Below are 19,656 nucleotides of genomic sequence, written 5' to 3' on the forward strand. Positions count from 1 at the left end.
CTTTCAGCGCACCGGAAGCTGAAGAATCTGAGCGGTGGTCATGACATCACCGAATGTGTCTTCGACTTCGGCCAGTGCGGCCTTGTGCAAGGCATCCTTGTCGATGACATCGCCATTGGCCCGGGTAATGGCGCGGGTGGCCGATGCATCGGAAGCGACCAGCACGTTGAAATCCTGAGGCGCCGCGTCACGGGCGGCCCCCGCTACACAGGCGTGGGTCATGAGGCCCGAGATGATCAGGTTTTTAATGCCGGCGTGCTTCAAACGCTTGTCCAGGTCGGTACTGCCAAAGACGCTGACAGTGGTTTTCTGCAACACCCCATCCTTGGCTCGGGGTTGCATGTCCGGGTGGAATTTCACGGTTTCGCCGTCCACGGCAAACACCGCCGAACCTGCGGGCGCGATGTGCTGGATGTGATAGACCGGCATTTTGTGTTCATCGGCGAATTCGATCAGCTCACGGGCTTTGCCCAGCGCCGCGGCGCCATCAGGAATCGGCATCTTACCGGTGAAGTATTCGTTCTGAAAATCGATGACCAGTAACGCGGTTTTACCGGCAGGCAACTGGCTGACCGGCCCCGCACCCGACATGGCACGGAGGGTGGGGTGGACTTCAGCCAGCGCACCGGCGCTGGCGACAATCCCGGAAAATGCACAGGCGCAGAGGAAACGGCGGGTGAAACGTTGCATGGGGAATTCCTTCTGAATAGGTGAATGAAGGAATGCTAGGGGGTTGGTTCGTGGGGGAACACAGCGCGGACGGAACATAACTTGTTTGATATTCGCACAAACAAGTCATCAGATAGGGTCAAGAAGTCTGCGGCTTGATTGCCCGCCACCAACGACCACCCGTTTACCAACCCTTTCCCCCACCTCCAACGCCTGCCCATCCCGCTGCTTTCCCTGCCGTGCCAAGCCCACCAGCCGGGGAATCAAATCCCCCTCCGGCAGGTGCTGCCAGAAGCGTCCTGGCATGTGCTGGCGCAGCGCCTGGGGATTGAGCCTCGCCGGGTTGAAGGTGTGCCGATAATAGGTGCGCCACAACTCGGCGCCCGGGTCTTCGGCGTGGCGCGCCCATTGTTGCCACTGCTCAGGACAACGGCGCCGGTAGTCCAGCGCCTGGCCGTCGAAGCGGATGCCATCGCGTGGCGTTGCGATCAGCCATCGCTGCTTGCCCAATCGCTCGGCAAAATGGCCGCTCGCGCTTTCGAGGATGTCATGGGCCGGCTCATGAAAGGACACCAGGTCCAGTTGCAAGTGCTCAGCCAGGTCCTGCGGCAAGGGTATGAAGCGCACGAAGGCATGCAGGTGATGAGCCTCGCGACTGACCTGCCTGATCCGCCTTTGCAGTTCGCTGCCCAAGCGGTCGCCAGCGAGCATGGCCGTGCGGTCGCCATGGGCGACACGCCAAAGCACTTCGTACAGCAAGTTCCAGCGTTGCTCGCCCCGGTAACGACCGGCTTGTTCGAGCTGGCTCAACAAGGCCGCGGGCACTCGCGTGCGGAACGGTCCGGGGCTCGACGGAAGCGGCGTCGGCACGGCCAGCAGGTCGGTGACGGGGCCTTGGGTCCAGCTTACTTCAGCGGGATCGATCCCATGGCCGAGCAGCGTCCGCGCCTGATCGCGCCACGTGCGAAAATCGTCGTCGCAATCCAGCGCGATCATGCCCACAACCCCATCTGCACGGGTCGCTGCGGTTCACGCAAACGTGCTCGCAGCAGGCCGCTACGCATACTTGCTTCGGCAGGCCGGTAGTCGCTGGTGACAATGAACGGCCGCGCCTTTTCCAGTATGCAACGCAGTTGAACCAGGTCGTCATAGCGGACTCGTCTTTCTCGGCGAAGGGCCACCAATCGTTGCACGCTGCGCAGACCGATACCCGGAATTCGCGCCAACAGGGCTGGCTCGGCGCGGTTGATGTCCAGCGGGAAGACCTCGCGATTGGCCAGCGCCCAAGCCAGCTTGGGGTCGATGTCCAAGTCCAGATTGCCGGCGTCCCTCAGCAGTTCGCCGGCCTTGTAGCCATAACCGCGCATCAGGAAGTCGGCCTGATAGAGCCTATGTTCACGCAGCAACGGAGGTGCGGCCAAAGGCACACTCGCCGGGCTGTCGGGGATCGGGCTGAACGCCGAATAATAGACCCGACGCAAGCCGTAGCCCTGGTAGAGCGACTCGGCATTGCTCAGGATGGCGCGGTCGTCAGTTGAATCGGCTCCGACAATCACTTGGGTACTCTGCCCGGCCGGGGCAAATCGGGGCGCCCGTGGCTCGTCGGCTACAGCCTGATGCCCCAAATAGATAGTGCCCATGGCCTGCCGGATCGTCTTCGATTGCTTTTCAGGCGCAAGGCGCTTGAGGCTCACCTCGGACGACAATTCGATGTTCACACTCAATCGATCGGCCAACCGCCCCGCCTCCTCGATCAACAGCGGATCGGCGTCGGGGATGGTCTTGAGATGGATATAACCTCGGAACTGGTGCTCTTCGCGCAACAAGCGCGCCACACGTACCAACTGCTCCATGGTGTAGTCGGCCGAACGGATGATGCCGGAACTCAGGAACAGGCCGCTGATGCAGTTGCGCCGATAGAAGTCCAGGGTCAGGCGCACCACCTCTTCCGGCGAAAAACGCGCCCTTGGTACATTGCTGGAACGGCGGTTGACGCAATACTGACAGTCGTACAGGCAGAAATTGGTCAGCAGCACTTTCAACAAGGAGACACAGCGCCCATCGGGCGTGTAGCTGTGACAAATGCCCATCCCGTCCGTGGCGCCCAGCCCATCACGGCCTCGCGAACTGCGCTTGGGGGCACCGCTGCTGGCGCAGGAGGCATCATACTTGGCAGCATCAGCCAGAATGCCGAGCTTGGCGATCAGTTGCATGGGGAAACCTCTATACTGGATATAAACACAGTATTTGGCGCCACACCGCAATGCAAGCGCCACCGATCACCTCAGCGCTCTGATTCGTTTTTGGGCCCCGCTTTCGGATGGGTTATAATCCGCTCATCCACGCGATTTGAGGTCCAGCCCAATGGGCGATATCAGCCTTGAAACCAAGAAGGCCTACGCGGCCAGAACCCGCAGGTCCAACTATGCGGCCAGCCTGCGCCTGGAAGGCTTCAAAGTGACCTTCACCGAAGGCGAGTACAAGATGCCAACCCGTGAAGAAGTCCTGAAGACCTTCACCAAGACCCGCACCTGATGCCTGACAAATATGGAGTCGGCGAAGACGCCTACTGCTACCCCGGCTCCACTGTCCTGCGCAACAAACTCGATATCCGCGACGAAACCACCCTGAGCGAAGCCGAACAACAACTCACGGCCATCGCGGCGGACGATGTCGAATTCAACCCGCCCCCTTACGACCTCGCTTATCTTCAAAACATCCATCGACGACTGTTCTCGGACTTGTACGAATGGGCCGGGGAGTTACGGACCGTTGGGATGGCCAAGCAGGACACGCGCTTCTGCCAACCCGCCTTCATGGCCCAGGAGGCCAGCAAGATATTCAAGAGAATGGCCACGGCAAATTGGTTCGAAGGCATGAACCGGGCGGATCTGATCGTCGCCGTCGCCGATGCCTATTCCGATATCAATGTTATCCACCCCTTCCGCGAAGGCAACGGTCGCAGCCAGCGCATCCTTTTTGAACACCTGATCATGAACGCCGGATTTGAAATCAGTTGGTGGAACATTGAGAAGGACGAATGGCTCCTTGCAAATATCGCTGCTTACAACTGCGTGCTCGAGCCGATGGAAAAGGTGTTCGAAAAGTGCATTGGTCATGCAATCGTATGAATCGGAATCGCGTAACCGCCTTCTGGAGCTCTTTCGAAGCGCAGCACAGTCCTTTGGCCCACAGCGTGCGGAGCCGGGATGGTCCGTTGAAAAAATAATGATTCTGAATCCAGGCTGGCGCCTATGAGGCAGGAAATAAAGGATGAGGAGCCAGCCCTAAAATGGCTACGCAACTGCTTTGTTGAGGCCATTCAGTGCATGCCTCAATGACCAAAAGTCAGCCTGAAAGGGATGGGCCTTTTAGTTCGACCTGATTGCCATCGGGGTCGAAGCAATAGATTGATGGTCCATTCCCCTCAGCGCCGTATCGGGTGACCGCCTTATCAGCCTTAATTCCAGCCGCATGCAAGAAACCAAGAATGTGGTCTTCATCGAACGGAGCAATTCGCAGACAGAAGTGATCAACGTTCCGGTGTTGGGGGTCTGCAAGACCGCCACCTTGAAGGCCCAGCACGCCTCGTGCATCCACCAAATCAATCATCGATGCGCCAGCGCCCAGATGGATCATGCCGAGGTCGTCCCGTCGCTTTTTAATCTGGCACCCCAACATTTGGCTGTAAAAGTGCAGGCTCGCTTGCATGTCCTGGACACGCAAGACGATATGATCCAAGTGCTTTATTTCAAACGGAAGCATAGTCCCACCTCCTTTGGAGTGTTGGCCTCTTGTCGGCGAATTCGTAGGAAATCGATTGTTCTCACGAAGCTTATTCGTCAGACGAATTATGCAAATCTTAAGATATCAATTCTTGCCTTCCATGCGGTGCAGCAGCCCGGTGCCCATTACTGAGGCCGTCCCAGGTGTTTGATCCATGCCAGCTTACGGTCGAAGGTCTGGCTTTCCTGATAAACTGTCCTCCCGTCCGGAAACCCAGTAAAGCCCGTGAACATTAGTCCATCCCGTTCTGAACTATCTCGCCGCTTCAGTGTGGCCCCGATGATGGATTGGACCGATTAACCGCCGCCCACGCCGCCCTGCTTGTTTAGGTGCGCTATCCCCCCCTTTCTGTAGCAATTATTTAGCAATCGCAGCTCTAATTTTACCCAGGCAATCTGGCCGGAGACATAGGAGGCTCGCCAAAGGCCACGCTCTATAGGGATGGGTTATGAGTTTCGTTGGGCTATATCTTCATCTATGGCTTTGCCCACCGCCATCGCGAATTCGCTAAATTCGTTCGCTAAGAGGTGTGCAGCAAATTGGGCGAATTTTTCTAGAACATCAATCGGCTCTGCGCTCGGAGTGGATGGCTTTGCACCTTCAATTCGCATAGCACTGAACAACGGGTGGGTCAGGAATATTTGCACGTCTTCGGCAGTCAGCATCGCCTCCAGCCTGTGCGCCAGTCGGTTCCGAACTGCATTGATCTGCCGAAGTCCAGAGACCAGGCCCCTGAGGCGATCATGGCTTGTATCCAGCAGCGACAGCTTCTGCGCGAAAGTTAGCCTAGCCTGTGAGAGGTCACCGAGGCGAGGATTGGCTTTTGCGATGTGCTCGGTTAGGTAGTACTCAACGTACAAGTGCGACCGCAGGATCCGACCGATGTTAGTGACATCCAGCTCCCAGCGGCGGGTCATATCCGTGAGCTCTGTATTGATAACCTTTTGAAATCTCTCCAGGCCTCCGAGGTGTTCGATAGTCCTTTCAACTAGCCGTTGCATGTCATTTACCAGTGGCATTGGGATTCCCATCGATTAAATTAATTGATTGATAAGACACACACTACGGCAGTCTACGAACGATTTTTTTGGTTAGTATCCGAAAATGCCAGCGGTTCGGATATTCCAGTTCTACTTGAGTCGAATCGAATTCTGACCGCTGTGACCAGCAGCAACGGAGCGAAAGCAGTCGGTCGAGAACATCCGCTTGACGACAAGAAGCCGACCTTTATGGAAGGGTAACAACCTCCACGGATTTAAGTACCTGTTGCATCTGAGTCAGTACTCCACGGGGCCGGAATGTCCTTTATTCGACCTGAGCAACGGGTCGATAAGCTCCAGCTACCGAGGTTAGCATAGGGTCGCTCGTAAAGCGGTTTGCTCCATTTGGTCTTTTAGCGCTTGAGCGTGGCGGCCTCCAATCGCATTCTTTCCTCCCCTTCCTTTTTTGCTTCCATGAAGGCAATCTACCATCACCTGCCATGACCAGAGGCAGGATACTGTGCGGTCCTTCATGGAGTTTTAGGTTATGGGAATCACTACCACTTTAGTATCAGCACACTATGACCCAAGCCGGCTTACGTCCGACGTTGTGGTGCTGCCTGTTGCACACCTACAAAAAGATTTAACTATCTATCATTCTTCTGCGCCGTCTCTATTAAAACACCTACAGCGCAGCGGCATAACCTCTGATTACATAGATGAGCCTGAGTCTTTATATGAACAGAGATCGAATGATTGGTTCGGACCATCGCTGATGATCCTTCATTCCGTTTACACCTCCAATCCGGAAATTTTCAAGTTACTATTAGAAGCGCTCACGGGCCATTTAAAAAATCTATATCCTTCCGATCCAACACCTAACCTCCGGGTACAAATCAGACTACATAAAGATGATAACAGCCAAACCACTGACGTTCAATTTGAAGGCGACCCAACACACTTCCCCGCTCTTCTAAAAACGCTGGAGAAAACATGGAAAGAAAAATAAGTAAAGTCAAAGCAACTAAACTCGGCTTCAACGAAATAGATGAAGCCTTTTCAAAAACCTTAAAAAAGCAATTACTTGATCTCTACCCAACCACATCAAAAAAAATCATTAAAGACAGACTACACGAGCTATCCCCGCTAATTGAAGTTCATCGAAACTACAAATACCAAGCAATTCAAAGAGAAGAAGAGACTGAAGCCAACGTTTTCTTTTTAATGCAATGCATACTTTCCTCGATCCACTCTGCATTCCTAATGATTAAGCTTCACAAAGATGAGCAAAATCTGGATTCTTGGTGTAGTTTAATTGACGCTATAGAATATATCGACATCGCAACCAGGGTAGCACATAAGCTAACCATTAACGCCTGCACACACATCAAACAAGAGATAGCTGAAAATCACGCCATTTTTATCATCAAGAAAAGACTTGATTTATTTTCACATGGCTTATTCAGACCTGACATGATCTTTACTAGCCCCGGAATTATCGAATCAATTGGCGATTGCTCAATTTGTGGTTTGCCATTCCAAAAGTGCGACCACTCCGAGGGCGATATAGTAATGGGCAGATTCTGCCAGAGAATCAATAGAAAAATAATCCATGCCGATCATTCTGCTATTGTCGAGAACCCTAAAGATAGGCGCTGCATTTTTACATCCTCGTTTAATCTCGACAACGTATCAATCGACTTTTTCAGTAGAGAGCCAACGCCTCAATCCAGAGCAAACAACACTTACGAGGCAATAATTCAACACTTAAAAGGTATTAATTTAAGATAACAAATCACCCTGCCAGCACACCCATGTAGAGAAAATACAATACCGATTATTTAAGGAGCCCTACATGAGGCAAGGAAATGCTACTTTTAGACGTGCTCATCCAAGCTGGGCTAACGCTTGTGTCGGTGAGAACGGCGATCCAGGATACGTTGAGTACTCTAAAGGATTTTCTAAGGCTGCAAATATTCTTATTAATGCGGTCCTGGAGGACCACTCAATTCACTTAACGACAGACATCTTTGTCTATCCGATATGCTTCAATATGCGACACTCTGTCGAATTGCGCCTAAAGGGTGCTATATCAGCTCTACAAACTCTAGCAGCGCTCAAAAAAAGAGTTATCAATTTTGATTTTGTGGGATCCCATGACATTAATAAAATTTGGACTTTTTTCAAGACCGAATCCGAGAATCTGGACAGCCGATTCCAAAAAATAAACAACCTGTTAGAACCCACAATACTCGACATAGCAGAAGTCGACCCATCAGGACAAACATTCAGATACCCATTTAGCACTCAATCGACAAAACATCTATCAGAAGTCGCCCTAATTAACTTCGTAGTACTCAACGAGAAATTTAGTGATTTGGAAAAAAACCTTGACGAATTATTGAAAATCTATGAATGGCTTGAACACGAATATAATCAAAGCAAGCCCTCCGCACTGCACAGAAACCAGATATTTTTTCTAGCAAAGGAGCTTCCCAATAGAAGCACTTGGAACAATGAAAACTTCGCCATCACAAAAAATTCGATCAGAGCAAGATATAATCTCTCCAGCAACGCACTCTCAAAGATATTGAATCTAATCCAAGACCACTACACGCTCGCCCCACTCATTGGCCTTTGTAAGCCACTCGCAGGAATCGAAATCCCCCTTCTCATCGATATCTGTGACATTTGGGTAGAATTCAATGAAGATATTAAGAACTCAGACAGCGAGCCGGAGTCAACAATCACCTATGCCGAGCTGATTAGAGGGGTGCTTATCCAAAGAGATTCCGCATGGAGCAAATTACAACATCTCGTCACCCCTGAAGTTACTGCAGGTCTTCATGCATTATTTTACTTCGCCTACGATTACGCATTCACTGAATACTATGAGTCGTTGTATGCAGGTTATCTGCCGGAGATACGCGGCGAGATCGACCACGGTCAGCAGTCAATCCGAGAGCAGTTCATGCATGTTTTTGACAAAACCAATTTTCTTCATCACCTCGTGCAGTCGCTCTACGCCCTGGGTCACCGCACCACAGCCGAGCAGATCATTGCCAAGCACGATATCGCTCACGCATTTCACTGGCTCGATAATGCACGAAGCGGCGAATTATTTATGCCTCCTGATTTCGCTCAATACCCTACAGAAATCCTTGCCGACAACTACTAGAACTTCATATGTACAGCATCACTGAGTGGTTTAACGACAAAAAATTTTCCATAGCTGATCTAACTTCGTTGTATAGCTTCGACTCATCATTTCTCGGCGCATTCCCCAGTCTGGGTCGGCGGGTACACTAGCTGATCGGAGCGTCCCCCTGCCCCACCGACCATTGATCTGATCCAGCACGGCCATCAGCCTCGCGGTGTCAGTTGTCTGGGAGACGGCGAACAGATCGTCGGTGTATCCCCCCTGCTGACACAGGTCCATCAACAGCACCTCAGCCTTGCTGTACTTGAAGTCCGACCTAAACACTCGATCAAGTGCGTCCACTGCTGCCTTGGTCAGCAAACGCACATCATCAGTCGGGTACGGTAGGTCTATCAGCACACCGTTGGCGTACTTTGCCTCCTCCGGATTGAACATGCCGGTGCGGATGCTGACGCGGATCTTCTTGCACAGCGACTTCTGCACCCTGAGCTTTTCCGAAGCACGCATCATGTAGGTGGCCACCGCTTCCTTGATTGGTGCCAGCTCCGTGAGGCGTTTACCGAACATCCGGCTACAGCAGATCTCCTGCTTCGGCGGGTTCGGCTCATCCAGCTCCAGGCATGGCGTGCCGCCCAGCTCGCGGGCGGTCTTCTCGATCACCACGCTGAACTTCTTGCGCAGTGTCCATGGGTCAGCCTTCGCCAGGTCCATCGCTGTCTTGATGCCCATGGCGTCTAGGTGCAGTTTCATCTTGCGACCGACGCCCCAGACCTCGGCCACGTCCGTATTGCGCAGCACCCAGTCACGCTTGAACTGGTCGCAGATATCAACCACGCCGCCCGTTTGCACCTGGAGTCGCTTGGCCGTGTGATTCGCCAGCTTCGCCAGGGTTTTCGTGTGAGCGATCCCTACCCCAACCGGGATGCCGGTGCAGCGCAGCACCTGGCTGCGGATCTTCCGGCCGAGGGCATCCCGACCGTCAATGCCGGTCAGATCTGCGAAGGCTTCATCAATGCTATAGACTTCGACGGCCGGCACCATCGATTCAATTAGAGTCATCACGCGCTCGCTCATGTCTCCATAGAGCGCGTAATTAGACGAGAACGGGACGATGCCGTGCTTCTGCAGCTTGTGCTTGATTTGGAAATACGGCTCGCCCATTTTCACGTAGGGCTTGGCGTCATAGCTTCGGGCGATCACACAGCCATCGTTGTTGCTCAGCACCACGATGGGTACGCGGGCCAGGTCCGGGCGGAACACTCTTTCGCAACTGGCGTAGAAGCTGTTGCAGTCGATCAGGGCGAAAACTGGCTGAGTTTTAGACATGGCTGCGCACGCTGCAGGTGATGACGCCCCAGATGACCAGCTCGTCGCCCTCGAGCACGTACCTCGGTGGGTACTTTGGGTTCTCCGACAGGAGAATCACCTCCTTTCCGCGTATGCAAAGGCGTTTGCACACGGGTTCATTGTTCAGCAGCGCCACGACGATGTGGCCATGCGCAGGCTCCATCGCACGGTCGACAACGGCTAGGTCCCCTTCAAAGATCCCAGCGCCCTGCATGCTTTCCCCGGCAATCGAAACCAGGTAGACATGCGGGGCGCGAATGTTCAGAACCTCATCCAATGAGATGTGCGCTTCGATGTGGTCGGCAGCCGGGGAAGGAAACCCGGCGGGCACACGAAACGAACACAAGGGCAGCTTCAAGCCACCCTCGGCAATAGGGCCTAGAATTGAATAGCTCATGACGCACGATCCAAAATACTGTACGAACATACAGTTAACTTTGTACAAGGTTCGCGGTCAATTTTGTATAAGAAAAATCTGACAGGCGGGACAGCTCATGTGCGGGAGATTCGTGCAGTACGAGGGGATGGCGGTGTTTATGGAGGAGCTTGGTCCTCAGCTGCCATTATTCGGCGGGTACGATGCAGAGCCGATCAACCGGTACAACATAGCGCCGACGACCCGCGTGCAGATCCTGCATAGCACGGAGGCCGGCGTCCACGTTACGCCAGTTAAATGGGGTTGGGCGCCCTTTTGGGCGAAGGGGAAACGTCCAGATCCAATCAACGCCCGGATCGAGACGGTTACGGCGGGGAAGTTTTTCAAACAGCTTTGGCCGGCCGGGCGTGCACTGGTTCCCAGCGAGGGATGGTATGAGTGGGTTAAAGATCCCGAGGATCCTAAGAAAAAACAGCCCTACTTCATTCGCCTGAAGGACCAACGGCCGATGTTTTTCGGTGCTCTGGCGCAAGCTCGCCCAGGCCTGGAGGAGCGAGACGGTGACGGCTTCGTCATCATTACCGCGTCCTGCGATCAGGGTATGGTGGATATCCATGATCGCAGGCCATTGGTGTTATCCCCTGAGCAAGCTCGGGAATGGCTGGATCCGGATCTAAGTCCAGGACAGGCGGAACAAATTGCGAAGGACCATTCTCGGCCCGAGTCGGACTTTGAATGGTATCCGGTAGGCAAGGCCGTGGGGAACGTAAAAAACCAGGGCGCACAGTTGCTGCTACCCTGGCGTTCAGAGGACGACTAAGCCTGCCTGCGTTGGTCAAGGAGACGAGCTGCCTCAGGAAACCCCACCCAGCGTGTATTCTGATCCAATCCTCGCCCAGCCAGTATCACGCTGGCCCAATGGTTGAGATCAACCTCACCGCGTGCCACGGCTGCCAGCAGCTCGGAGGGGAAGATGTTCATGTACTTATCAGCGGTTTCGGGTTCCATAGGGCATGTCCTTTGTTTGCGTGACCACAGTAACGCTCCAGCGTAATCACATAGCAAGCGGATCAGATCGAGCGCGACAACCATTAAAACAGCCCTCCTAACGCGGCCGGCTCCCAGTTCATGATCACCAATTCACCGCTGACCTCGGCCTTACCCTGACGCTGGTTCGTGTTGCTGTACCGAATGTCCAAGGTTTCGAAGTGGAAGCCCTCGAACACGCGCCGAATATCCGGGTGGTCGTTGATGCTGACCATCACCTTGCCTTTGCAGCGGCGCATGAAATCAGCCATCCGCTGGTAGTTCTCGAACGAAAAGTCCACGCCATAACCGGCGGTCTGCCAGTACGGCGGGTCCATGTAATGGAACGTATGAGCGCGGTCGTAGCGCTCAGCACAATCAAGCCAGGGGAGGTTTTCGACGTAGGTCCCGGACAGGCGCTGCCAAGCGGCCGAGAGGTTCTCCTCGATCCGTAGCAGGTTGATGGCCGGGCCAGTGGTCGCGGTGCCGAACGTCTGCCCGCTGACCTTGCCGGCGAAGGCATGGTGCTGCAGGTAGAAGAACCGGGCGGCGCGCTGGATGTCGGTGAGGGTTTCAGGACGGGTCATTTTCTGCCACTCGAACACCTGGCGGGAGCTGAGCGCCCATTTGAACTGGCGCACGAATTCTTCCAGGTGGTTCTGCACGACGCGATAGAGCGTCACCAAGTCGCCGTTGATATCGTTCAGGACTTCGACAGGTGCGGCTTGGGGACGCATGAAGTAAAGCGCGGCACCGCCGGCAAAGACTTCGACGTAGCATTCGTGGGGCGGAAAAAGCGGAATGAGACGGTCGGCAAGGCGGCGTTTGCCTCCCATCCAGGGGATTATTGGTGATGACATTTATAGCAAGACCTTTGCTGTATGAATAGACAGGTGCTAGGCTCGCCTCGCTTTGTGCACGAAGCAGGAGCCTTGGCTGGACTTGCAGGAATGATCTGCTGGAACGGCGACTGGACTGAGTGTTGGCGCACTCAGCCCAGTCGCTCCTTTTTTAATTCAATGCAACGTATATTTAGTGCTAGATTATTTAATATGAAGCGCGTATATGAGCGTGCCGGGAGGATTAAGTTATGCTGGGGGAAATCGTAGCGGGCCTGATTGTATTATGTGTCGGAGGAATAACAGCCGTAGCATATCGAGACCCGGCTTATTACAGATCCTTATATAGTCATTTATTTGGCGGCACTATATTCATATTCTTTCTTCTCCTTATTTGGGACATGGGTACATCAATGCTATTGATGTACCTTGATGAATTCATGACTCCAGACAAGACACTTTTAGCTATCGAAAAAATGAGTAAAATTCAAATCCCTATCCCTGAATTAACTCTGACAGCCGTTGCTCTTCTCATTTACTCCTCAGTACTTTTATTGCTTCCGAAAGTTAGAAGCGATGCTTGATCGAGGATTGTATTTATATAGGATTGACAGGCAGCCAAGGCTATAAGTCCCCGGTCGCCGGTATTGGTGATGCCGATAATTCGTTGAGCATGTGCTGGGTCAAGTTGGGCTCGTATGGTTCCATGAACCACGCGGCCGGCGCTGGTGGTGGCAGGCATTGCACCGCTGCAGCTGGTATCGGTGGCGTCGAGTAGGACTGACAGGCGGACATCAGCAGTAGCGAGGCGATCACGAAGGCGATCCTGATCACGTTGGGCATCGGTAAGGGCTCGATAGTGGGCTTGGTCATTTGCGGCCAGCCGCTGTTCCAGGGCAAGGCGCTTGTCCTGCTCTGCGCGCTGCAAGTTGGCGGAGGCCAGCGCGATTTGGTTGAGGGTCTCGGTGTGGAGCCGGGCTTGTTTTTCAAGCTGCTGACCGTAGCGCCAGCCTTGGATCTTCCAGGCGATGGCCACCGAAGCGGTGACCGAAGCGACCAGTAATAGTGCGGTGACCAACACGCGGTATTGCAGCGGGATCAGGTCGACGAGACGCATAGCACCGCCCTCGCCCGCTCCCACAGCTGCAGACGATCAGCCAAGCCGTTGAGCCCGCCGTTGATTTTCCGGGTGATCGTTTCGAACTCATCCCGATCAGCCAGCACGTTCAGTTCCCTGACCCACCAGAACCATGCAGCCGATTCGGTCGCCCATTGGGGCAGCTCCAGCAGTTCGGGCGTACGCAACAGGCGCTCGTCACCGAACAGCGCCAAGCTGCAGCGCAGGTAGTTGTTGCGGCCGGTGACTTGGATCAAGCCGCGACCGCGATAGCGCTGACCATCGCCGTCAGGTTCGGGTGTGTTGCCGAGTATCGCAGCCAGCGAGCCGGTGTCGTATTTGCTGAGGTACTGATCGCCGCCCAGCTCCCGCACGTATTGCAATTGACCGGACTCATGCCCAACCTGAGCCAGGAATGCCGCTTGCCGCTTGGGCGTATCGATCTGTCGGTGGACCATGGCGGCGTTCAGCGCCGATACAAAAACGCCCGCTTGGCGGCGGGCGTTGGGCATGATGCGTTGTAATTGCTGCTCTGTCAGTGGCATGGAGGGCTCCAAAAAAAGCCCGCTCGATGGCGGGTTGCGGTTGTTCAAACAAGGCTCAGGGGTGTTGGCTAAAGCTCAACGACCTTGAGCGGTTTGGCTTCTTTCTTCTTTTTCTTGCCGGCGGCCTTGGCTTTGCCTTTCTTGCCGCCGTTGCACTCGACGACTGTGGTCCATCCGGCCGGTGTGAATAACTGCTCTACTGCATCCGCCAGATACTCACCGTCGAGACCGGGCTTGATGCCTTGGACCACAATGAGCCGTTCAGCGAAGATGTCGGTTCTCCCGGCCATTTCCAGACGCACGCCGGCAGTGCTGCGGTTGAACGCAGCCAAGCGCGCCTTGGCTGCCTGCTCGGCGGCGGATTTGTTCGGATAGATATGCCGGTCGGTGTGGACCGCAGGGAGGCCGTCGGGCAATTCGTCGTTCCCCAGCTCGACCACCTGCAGAGCGCCCGTCTTTTTGTCCAGATGTTTGGTGCGCACCGCCTTCTGAGTGTTGCGGTCACCGAAGCGGAATTGATAACGGCTCAGATCGGCGCGCCCGAGGACGACCGGGCTCAGGTTCTTACCGCTCGCGGTTTGACTACCCTGCCGTGGCATCACCAACAACTTGCCGTCGGCCAGTTTCGCCGTGCAGTCGTACTGTTTGGCCAAGCGGGTGATGAAGTTGTAATCCGACTCGTTGAGTTGGTCGATACGGGGCACTTTGGTTTGCACGGGACACACCGGCTGCCAGCCATTGCGGGCGGCCACATTCCGGACAATTTGCTGCAAAGGCACATTTTCCCAGGACCCACTGCGCACGGTCTTACCGCTGCCACGCATGTCACTGGCCTTCCCTCGGATAACCAGCGTATCCGGAGGCCCGGACACCTCGACTTCGTCCACGGTGTAGCGACCCAGACGGGTCAAGGCTTTACCTGTGTAGCCCAGGTACACCTCGATATTCGCGCCCCGAGTGGGCAACGTGACCGCCTGATCACGATCATCTATGCGCAGCTCGAAGTCATCCGACTCCATGCCAGGCTTGTCCGAGGTTCGAAGCTGTAAGAGTCGGTCGTTCATCAGCGTGGTGATGTCCTTGCCATCCGCGACAATGCGAAAGGTAGGTTTCATGGGGGACACTCCTGAAAAAAGAAACCCCGCACAGGGCGGGGCTTATGGGATGCGATGGCGTGTGTTAGTCCCACAACTGGACCTCCTCCAGCGTTTGCGCTGGCAGATCCGGCAACCGGATGATCACACCGGCGCGAAACGGTTGAGGCTCATCAGCCAGTCCCTGATTGGCGGCGAGCACGGCCTCTACCGTGCCGTTCAAATGGCCGTAATAGTGATGACAGACGGTGTCCAACAGATCCCCGTCAGACGTTCTGCAGATCGTCGCCATAGCTCACAAACTCCAGTGAAAAGGATTGCTTCCGTGGGATGCCACCGGCGAGCAGGTGACTTTGTTCTTCCTCGATGTTGAGCAAGCACCAGGTACCCAGCACGTCTCCGTAGCCGGTGGTCAGGTTCACCGGCTGCAGACGGCCGCCGATGGTGCGCAAGGTATCCAGCTGTTTGAGCCCTCCTTTGAAGCCTGGGAAGATCGCGCCCTTGAGGGTGATCTTGTCTTCTCCCTGGCCGACCGCCTGCTGGGCAATGCTGCGCGTGAGGCGTTCCTGTCCAGCCCAGCGGAACGATGTCTGCCGACGCAGTTCCTCGAACGCCGCCGTATCCAAATTGAAGTAGTACGGCTGGGCGTTCGCCTCTAGGGGCTGCATGATCAGCAGATGCGGGAAGGGTTTCACCGCCTCGGCCGCTGGGGTCAGCTGTGGTGTGAATGCCCCAGTGGGCAGGATGTTGCTCAGCGCCGGACTCACCTGTCCGGCAATGCGGTTGATCGCCGCGCCTGCCGTCGCTGCCTGTTCCCTGAGCGAGCCCAGCCGTTCCTGTACCTGACTGGCCGCATTGACGGCCTGATTGTATCTGGCGGCCACCTGCCCCACCGCAGACTGCGCAGCGTTGATGGCTCGCATGGTCCGCTGGACCTTGGCACCGATGGCTGGACCAATGAAGGGCACGCCCTCCAGTTCCGAGGCTGCGCCTGTCATGTCGCTGATGGCGCCGTTCAGTGGCCCCAACATACCGTCGAGGCTGGTGCGCCCAGACTCCCCCGCCGCAAGCAGCGATTTCAGCGCCGATTGCATTTGCTCCATGTAGGCCATGACACCTCCTTAAACGTGCGGCGCATCGAACAATTGATTTGATGACTGGCGAGCAAGCGTCTCGCGAGAGAATGCCTCCATGAGCTGACGCAAGTGTGGCTCCAGCTCCCGAGCCAGTTGCGCGGGATCCTTCACATCGCCTTGAACGGTGATGGAAACACTCGGCGCGAAGCTGAAAGCCTGCTCAACCTTCGGCGGCACCGGCGGGGTCGGTTCTGGTGGTTTGGCAATTTCAGGAGGCTTGACCTCGGCCGGCTTCTCCTCGCTGCCGAACCAGGACTTGCCCAAGAAGCTGCCAATGCTTTCGCCACCCAGACCGCCCAACGCGGCGCCAATTGCGCCCCCGATGGCGGTACCGATGATTGGCACCACCGAACCAATAGCGGCGCCTGCTGCACCGCCGGCAAGCGCGCCTGCCAAGCCACCGGCGGCCCCACCATAGCCTTCGGCTTTTTCGTCTTGAGTCGTGGCGTTGAGCGCGGTATCCAGAACACCGACGCCTGCATCCAGTACCGATCCGCCGGGAATACGCTTGGTGGCCCGTGTTACGCCTCTCAACGACTTTACAGCCATACCGAGCGAACCACTGGGCACCGCCTCTGCCGCAGCGGCTATTGGTACAGCCGACAGCAGCCCCACCTTAGGCATGACCGAAGCAACAGGCGCTGACACGGTTGGAACACTCGACATCCGGGCAGGTAGCCGGCGACGGGAGATTGTGCCGATTCCCGTACGTCGACCACGACGACCACGCTGACGCTTGCGAGCACCACCGCCAGGATCTGCACCTGGGCCGGAACTCGCCCGGCCTATTGCATCGGCGTTGACGACAAACACACGTTGCGGCTCATTGCTGATCGCCGCTGCCGAATCGGTGCCGCTGCCCATCAATTTGCCGAGAACACCCAAGCCCTGGTCGACCGTTTTGATACCGGTTTTCGGGGCCTTGGCGACAGCATCACCAAGAGCACCCGCACCACGCTCCATCACCCGGCCGCGACTGATGTTGTACAAGCCTTTGCCAATTTTGACGGCGCTGGCAGCGCTCTTAAGTGCAATCAATCCGGCGGTGATGCCGGCGATACCCATCACCACCGGCTGTGCGCCATCCGAAAGCTTGGTCAACCCACGAACAATCGAAGTCAGCCCCTGGGCGACTGCATCCGTCGCCGGGCGAATAGCATCACCGATGCTACGCATCCCGTCGCTGACCGCCTGACCCAGCTCGTCCCACATCTGCTTCGATGTTTCGCGCCGCTCGGCCAGGTTCTTGTCCAGGATCCCGCCGGAAGATTGCGAATCCTTTTTCAGCTGCTCGTACAGCTCCCGGTTTTGCGAATACGCGGTGAGCGCAGCCTTGACCTGCATGTCGGCGAACAAATCACCCGTACGCAGTGATCTCTCCAGCGCATCGAGCGCGGCCTTGGCTTTTTCCGGATCTGTTTCCTTGCTGATCCTGGCCTGAGCCTCGGCCATTTTTGCGGCTTTCTCCGGGTCGGTGGCCTGGATGTATTTCATGGCCAGGGCAAAGCTGGATTCCAGGGTCGACATGCCCTTTTGAATGCCGGTATTCAACGAGGCCTGATAATCAATCCCCGCCTCCTTGTACGCCTTGACCACATCGCTCGAACCGATCTTCTCCATCCAGTTCTTGAGGTTGTTGGCTGCCTCGTCCGAACCACCGGCAGTCTTCATCTGGACCTGAAGCATCGCGCCCAGGGAGCTGACAGCATCCATGCCGGTGCTGCCATTCTTTTCCATGGTGGCCAGCAGTTGAGGAAACCACCGGGCCATGTCGCTGGCCTCAAAGCTACCCGCCTGCCCCTGGAAGGCGATGGCCTCCAGCGCCTGTTGCATTACCTTGGGATCGGTGATCTTGGCGTTCTGCTGCAGGGCCATGATCATGCTGGCCGTGTCGACGCCCGACGCGCTTTGGCCGACCGAGAACTTTGCAGCCATTGGTGCGTAAGCCATCGCTGGCTTAAGGTCCATGCCGGCACCTACCAACTGGTTTATCAGATCCGCCACATCGTTACGGGCCATGCCAGTATCGCGATGGGTCTGAATCACCGTCTGACTGAGTTGTGTTTCTTGTGGCTTGTTGGCCACATCTGCCTTGATGGCAATATCCCGAATAATCGCTTGATAATCAGCGCTAACCTTGGCGGGAATCGTCGCAAAACCTGTGGCGACAACACCTTGAGCAACGCTCGAAGTGAGTCCTTTCTTACCTGCATCAAGCTGCTGATGACCTTTGAGCTGCAGATCGGCAGCCTTAGCCGCCCGGCCGAGCCTCTGGTATTCCTGGCCCAACCGGCCCACCTGAACACCCTGCTTGCGCAGGGCATCAAGGTTGCCGTTGAGCTTGCGCAACAGGCCGTCCGCCGAGGCAGCACCAGTCTCGTGCGCCCGCTTCCATTCATCGCGCAGGCGGATGGTTTCGCTGATGGTGCTCCTGAGCACCTTGGCCTTGTTGCCTTTGTCCTCCAGCTTTTTGATGTGACCTTCGACTGTTCGAAAGGCCGACCCCATCGTCGAACTGACGGCGCCGCCAATCACCAGCGATAACGCCAGTTTGCTTGCCATCGTCTACCTCTTATTCAGTCTGAGAGCCACCAGACCATGTCGGAGAACGGCATGGCGAGGATTTCAGCGGCGGAAAAGTTCAGCTCCGTGGCTAAGCGCTTAGCAAGTTGCTTTTGCACTTTCTGGTTGAAGTTCATCATCTTGCACCAGGCGAAAATAACCGGCCTGCAAGCGATTCAGGTCCTTCACAAGTAGACCGTCTAGATCCTTGACTCCAATCTCAGCCAGCGAGGTATACAAGTACTCATCCTGTTTTTCTTCGTTGGAGGGGAACGCCTCTCGAGCGTTGCGAAGATCGCGCACAGTCGGGGCTCGCAAGCTCAATGTATCGACGCGCACCCCGTTAGCTTCGCTTGGTACGCTCAGCTTCACAGTCACGCGGTCAGCCGTCAGGGTCATCCAGCTTGGGATTTTGGTGTCGCTCATAGTGCTATGTCCTTAGGGATAGACAGAAGGCCGTCGCCCAGGCGAGGCACTGGGCAGACGGACAAAAGGAATTAGAGGCCCAAGGCGGAACGCTGGGCGGCGAGTTGATCAACACCGTTGATAACTCGGCGCATGCCGAGGGGGTCGATCTCGTAGACGGTTCGGCCGTCCACTTCGAGCTTGTAGTACGTCAGCCCAACGGAGTGCTTGATCTCGGCTTTGTCGCCCGGTTTCCAGTCGCCCATGTCGACCTCTTTCAACGTGCCGCGCAGGGTGACGATAACCGGCGTGACTTTGCCTTTGAGCCCCTTGTAAGCCCCCCGGAACGTGCCGTTGAACGCCGTGCCATCGGCCAAGCCGAAGAACTTCAACGACTCACGGCGCACGCCCGTGGTAGTGAAGTTCGCCTCCTGTTTTTCCATGCCCATGTCCAGCTCGACCGGGGCATCCATGCCACCGCCGCGATGCTCTTCCACCTTGAGCGTGAGCTTGGGCAGCGTCAGGCTCGGTACGTCGCCCTGGAAGCTGACGCCGTCGACGAACAAGTTCAGGTTCGCCAGGGTTTCGGGAATCATTGCCATTGGGGTCGCTCC

22 protein-coding genes are annotated in these 19,656 nt (G+C 55.8%); 6 read left to right on the forward strand and 16 right to left on the reverse strand.

Going from position 1 to position 19,656, the window contains the following annotated elements; translation table 11 throughout:
- Positions 1-3: 3 nt before the first annotated feature.
- The 3 genes from LCU97_RS00630 to LCU97_RS00640 all read right to left on the reverse strand — a co-directional run bounded on the left by LCU97_RS00630 (position 4) and on the right by LCU97_RS00640 (position 2,882).
- On the reverse strand, positions 4-690 hold the full coding sequence (locus LCU97_RS00630) for a cysteine hydrolase family protein (protein WP_232775304.1): 687 nt from the start codon (positions 688-690) through the stop codon (positions 4-6).
- Between the two features lie 108 nt (positions 691-798).
- Positions 799-1,671 (reverse strand): TIGR03915 family putative DNA repair protein, encoded by an 873-nt coding sequence (locus LCU97_RS00635; RefSeq protein WP_232775305.1) that lies wholly within the window; start codon positions 1,669-1,671, stop codon positions 799-801.
- Complete coding sequence (locus LCU97_RS00640) at positions 1,662-2,882, reverse strand: putative DNA modification/repair radical SAM protein (protein ID WP_232775306.1); 1,221 nt, start codon at positions 2,880-2,882, stop codon at positions 1,662-1,664. The genes LCU97_RS00635 and LCU97_RS00640 overlap by 10 nt, the downstream gene beginning before the upstream one ends.
- A gap of 151 nt (positions 2,883-3,033) precedes the next feature.
- Between LCU97_RS00640 and LCU97_RS00645 the strand changes: the two genes are divergently transcribed.
- Together LCU97_RS00645 and LCU97_RS00650 are read left to right on the forward strand one after the other, a co-directional pair.
- Entirely contained in the window at positions 3,034-3,204 is a 171-nt protein-coding gene (locus tag LCU97_RS00645; protein WP_232775307.1) for a YhfG family protein, read from the forward strand.
- Entirely contained in the window at positions 3,204-3,800 is a 597-nt protein-coding gene (locus LCU97_RS00650; protein WP_232775308.1) for a putative adenosine monophosphate-protein transferase Fic, read from the forward strand. The genes LCU97_RS00645 and LCU97_RS00650 overlap by 1 nt, the downstream gene beginning before the upstream one ends.
- Positions 3,801-4,017: 217 nt before the next feature.
- On the opposite strand, the gene LCU97_RS00655 is transcribed toward LCU97_RS00650, so the two are convergent.
- Positions 4,018-4,434, reverse strand: coding sequence for a VOC family protein (locus LCU97_RS00655; protein ID WP_232775309.1), 417 nt, complete (start codon positions 4,432-4,434; stop codon positions 4,018-4,020).
- A 467-nt stretch (positions 4,435-4,901) separates the two neighbouring features.
- Complete coding sequence (locus LCU97_RS00660; protein ID WP_232775310.1) at positions 4,902-5,456, reverse strand: hypothetical protein; 555 nt, start codon at positions 5,454-5,456, stop codon at positions 4,902-4,904.
- Between the two features lie 526 nt (positions 5,457-5,982).
- Between LCU97_RS00660 and LCU97_RS00665 the strand changes: the two genes are divergently transcribed.
- The 3 genes from LCU97_RS00665 to LCU97_RS00675 all read left to right on the forward strand — a co-directional run bounded on the left by LCU97_RS00665 (position 5,983) and on the right by LCU97_RS00675 (position 8,613).
- A complete protein-coding gene (locus tag LCU97_RS00665; RefSeq protein ID WP_232775311.1) occupies positions 5,983-6,444 on the forward strand; it encodes a hypothetical protein in 462 nt (153 codons plus the stop codon).
- Complete coding sequence (locus LCU97_RS00670; protein WP_232775312.1) at positions 6,429-7,226, forward strand: hypothetical protein; 798 nt, start codon at positions 6,429-6,431, stop codon at positions 7,224-7,226. Before LCU97_RS00665 ends, LCU97_RS00670 begins: the two co-directional genes overlap by 16 nt.
- 64 nt (positions 7,227-7,290) lie before the next feature.
- Complete coding sequence (locus LCU97_RS00675; RefSeq protein WP_232775313.1) at positions 7,291-8,613, forward strand: hypothetical protein; 1,323 nt, start codon at positions 7,291-7,293, stop codon at positions 8,611-8,613.
- A gap of 30 nt (positions 8,614-8,643) precedes the next feature.
- Here the strand turns inward: LCU97_RS00675 and umuC are convergent, their stop codons facing one another.
- Positions 8,644-9,921 (reverse strand): translesion error-prone DNA polymerase V subunit UmuC, encoded by a 1,278-nt coding sequence (gene umuC / locus LCU97_RS00680; RefSeq protein WP_232775314.1) that lies wholly within the window; start codon positions 9,919-9,921, stop codon positions 8,644-8,646.
- A complete protein-coding gene (locus LCU97_RS00685; RefSeq protein WP_135846583.1) occupies positions 9,914-10,339 on the reverse strand; it encodes a LexA family protein in 426 nt (141 codons plus the stop codon). The genes umuC and LCU97_RS00685 overlap by 8 nt, the downstream gene beginning before the upstream one ends.
- A gap of 97 nt (positions 10,340-10,436) precedes the next feature.
- Between LCU97_RS00685 and LCU97_RS00690 the strand changes: the two genes are divergently transcribed.
- Complete coding sequence (locus tag LCU97_RS00690; RefSeq protein WP_232775315.1) at positions 10,437-11,138, forward strand: SOS response-associated peptidase family protein; 702 nt, start codon at positions 10,437-10,439, stop codon at positions 11,136-11,138.
- A 271-nt stretch (positions 11,139-11,409) separates the two neighbouring features.
- Here LCU97_RS00690 and LCU97_RS00695 read toward each other — a convergent pair whose 3' ends face one another.
- From LCU97_RS00695 to LCU97_RS00735, 9 genes are all read right to left on the reverse strand, one after another.
- Positions 11,410-12,204, reverse strand: a complete 795-nt coding sequence (locus LCU97_RS00695) for a DNA adenine methylase (RefSeq protein WP_232775316.1) — start codon at positions 12,202-12,204, stop codon at positions 11,410-11,412.
- Positions 12,205-12,718: 514 nt separating this feature from the next.
- On the reverse strand, positions 12,719-13,300 hold the full coding sequence (locus LCU97_RS00700) for a lysis system i-spanin subunit Rz (protein WP_232775317.1): 582 nt from the start codon (positions 13,298-13,300) through the stop codon (positions 12,719-12,721).
- Entirely contained in the window at positions 13,282-13,845 is a 564-nt protein-coding gene (locus LCU97_RS00705; protein WP_232775318.1) for a glycoside hydrolase family 19 protein, read from the reverse strand. Before LCU97_RS00705 ends, LCU97_RS00700 begins: the two co-directional genes overlap by 19 nt.
- Before the next feature lie 68 nt (positions 13,846-13,913).
- Positions 13,914-14,960, reverse strand: a complete 1,047-nt coding sequence (locus LCU97_RS00710; protein ID WP_232775319.1) for a phage late control D family protein — start codon at positions 14,958-14,960, stop codon at positions 13,914-13,916.
- Positions 14,961-15,024: 64 nt separating this feature from the next.
- The gene (locus tag LCU97_RS00715) at positions 15,025-15,231 is read right to left on the reverse strand and encodes a tail protein X (protein WP_232775320.1); all 207 of its coding nucleotides are present in this window, start codon (positions 15,229-15,231) and stop codon (positions 15,025-15,027) included.
- A complete protein-coding gene (locus tag LCU97_RS00720) occupies positions 15,206-16,051 on the reverse strand; it encodes a phage tail protein (RefSeq protein ID WP_232775321.1) in 846 nt (281 codons plus the stop codon). The genes LCU97_RS00715 and LCU97_RS00720 overlap by 26 nt, the downstream gene beginning before the upstream one ends.
- Before the next feature lie 9 nt (positions 16,052-16,060).
- A complete protein-coding gene (locus tag LCU97_RS00725; RefSeq protein ID WP_232775322.1) occupies positions 16,061-18,637 on the reverse strand; it encodes a phage tail tape measure protein in 2,577 nt (858 codons plus the stop codon).
- A 99-nt stretch (positions 18,638-18,736) separates the two neighbouring features.
- Complete coding sequence (locus tag LCU97_RS00730) at positions 18,737-19,063, reverse strand: phage tail assembly protein (protein ID WP_232775323.1); 327 nt, start codon at positions 19,061-19,063, stop codon at positions 18,737-18,739.
- Between the two features lie 71 nt (positions 19,064-19,134).
- Positions 19,135-19,644, reverse strand: a complete 510-nt coding sequence (locus LCU97_RS00735) for a phage major tail tube protein (RefSeq protein WP_232775324.1) — start codon at positions 19,642-19,644, stop codon at positions 19,135-19,137.
- Positions 19,645-19,656 lie beyond the last annotated feature (12 nt).

Origin of the sequence: Pseudomonas uvaldensis (assembly GCF_021271205.1) — a bacterium.
GTDB classification, from domain to species: Bacteria; Pseudomonadota; Gammaproteobacteria; order Pseudomonadales; family Pseudomonadaceae; genus Aquipseudomonas; species Aquipseudomonas uvaldensis.

What these genes read in the sequence shown, in the direction of transcription:
- LCU97_RS00700 (WP_232775317.1), bottom strand. Translation starts at nt 13,300, where the DNA reads ATGCGTCTCGTCGACCTGATCCCGCTGCAATACCGCGTGTTGGTCACC.
- LCU97_RS00650 (WP_232775308.1), top strand. Translation starts at nt 3,204, where the DNA reads ATGCCTGACAAATATGGAGTCGGCGAAGACGCCTACTGCTACCCCGGC.
- umuC (WP_232775314.1), bottom strand. Translation starts at nt 9,921, where the DNA reads ATGTCTAAAACTCAGCCAGTTTTCGCCCTGATCGACTGCAACAGCTTC.
- LCU97_RS00720 (WP_232775321.1), bottom strand. Translation starts at nt 16,051, where the DNA reads ATGGCCTACATGGAGCAAATGCAATCGGCGCTGAAATCGCTGCTTGCG.
- LCU97_RS00695 (WP_232775316.1), bottom strand. Translation starts at nt 12,204, where the DNA reads ATGTCATCACCAATAATCCCCTGGATGGGAGGCAAACGCCGCCTTGCC.
- LCU97_RS00730 (WP_232775323.1), bottom strand. Translation starts at nt 19,063, where the DNA reads ATGAGCGACACCAAAATCCCAAGCTGGATGACCCTGACGGCTGACCGC.
- LCU97_RS00675 (WP_232775313.1), top strand. Translation starts at nt 7,291, where the DNA reads ATGAGGCAAGGAAATGCTACTTTTAGACGTGCTCATCCAAGCTGGGCT.
- LCU97_RS00660 (WP_232775310.1), bottom strand. Translation starts at nt 5,456, where the DNA reads ATGCAACGGCTAGTTGAAAGGACTATCGAACACCTCGGAGGCCTGGAG.
- LCU97_RS00710 (WP_232775319.1), bottom strand. Translation starts at nt 14,960, where the DNA reads ATGAAACCTACCTTTCGCATTGTCGCGGATGGCAAGGACATCACCACG.
- LCU97_RS00670 (WP_232775312.1), top strand. Translation starts at nt 6,429, where the DNA reads ATGGAAAGAAAAATAAGTAAAGTCAAAGCAACTAAACTCGGCTTCAAC.
- LCU97_RS00690 (WP_232775315.1), top strand. Translation starts at nt 10,437, where the DNA reads ATGTGCGGGAGATTCGTGCAGTACGAGGGGATGGCGGTGTTTATGGAG.
- LCU97_RS00705 (WP_232775318.1), bottom strand. Translation starts at nt 13,845, where the DNA reads ATGCCACTGACAGAGCAGCAATTACAACGCATCATGCCCAACGCCCGC.
- LCU97_RS00655 (WP_232775309.1), bottom strand. Translation starts at nt 4,434, where the DNA reads ATGCTTCCGTTTGAAATAAAGCACTTGGATCATATCGTCTTGCGTGTC.
- LCU97_RS00725 (WP_232775322.1), bottom strand. Translation starts at nt 18,637, where the DNA reads ATGGCAAGCAAACTGGCGTTATCGCTGGTGATTGGCGGCGCCGTCAGT.
- LCU97_RS00665 (WP_232775311.1), top strand. Translation starts at nt 5,983, where the DNA reads ATGGGAATCACTACCACTTTAGTATCAGCACACTATGACCCAAGCCGG.
- LCU97_RS00685 (WP_135846583.1), bottom strand. Translation starts at nt 10,339, where the DNA reads ATGAGCTATTCAATTCTAGGCCCTATTGCCGAGGGTGGCTTGAAGCTG.
- LCU97_RS00715 (WP_232775320.1), bottom strand. Translation starts at nt 15,231, where the DNA reads ATGGCGACGATCTGCAGAACGTCTGACGGGGATCTGTTGGACACCGTC.
- LCU97_RS00630 (WP_232775304.1), bottom strand. Translation starts at nt 690, where the DNA reads ATGCAACGTTTCACCCGCCGTTTCCTCTGCGCCTGTGCATTTTCCGGG.
- LCU97_RS00640 (WP_232775306.1), bottom strand. Translation starts at nt 2,882, where the DNA reads ATGCAACTGATCGCCAAGCTCGGCATTCTGGCTGATGCTGCCAAGTAT.
- LCU97_RS00645 (WP_232775307.1), top strand. Translation starts at nt 3,034, where the DNA reads ATGGGCGATATCAGCCTTGAAACCAAGAAGGCCTACGCGGCCAGAACC.
- LCU97_RS00735 (WP_232775324.1), bottom strand. Translation starts at nt 19,644, where the DNA reads ATGGCAATGATTCCCGAAACCCTGGCGAACCTGAACTTGTTCGTCGAC.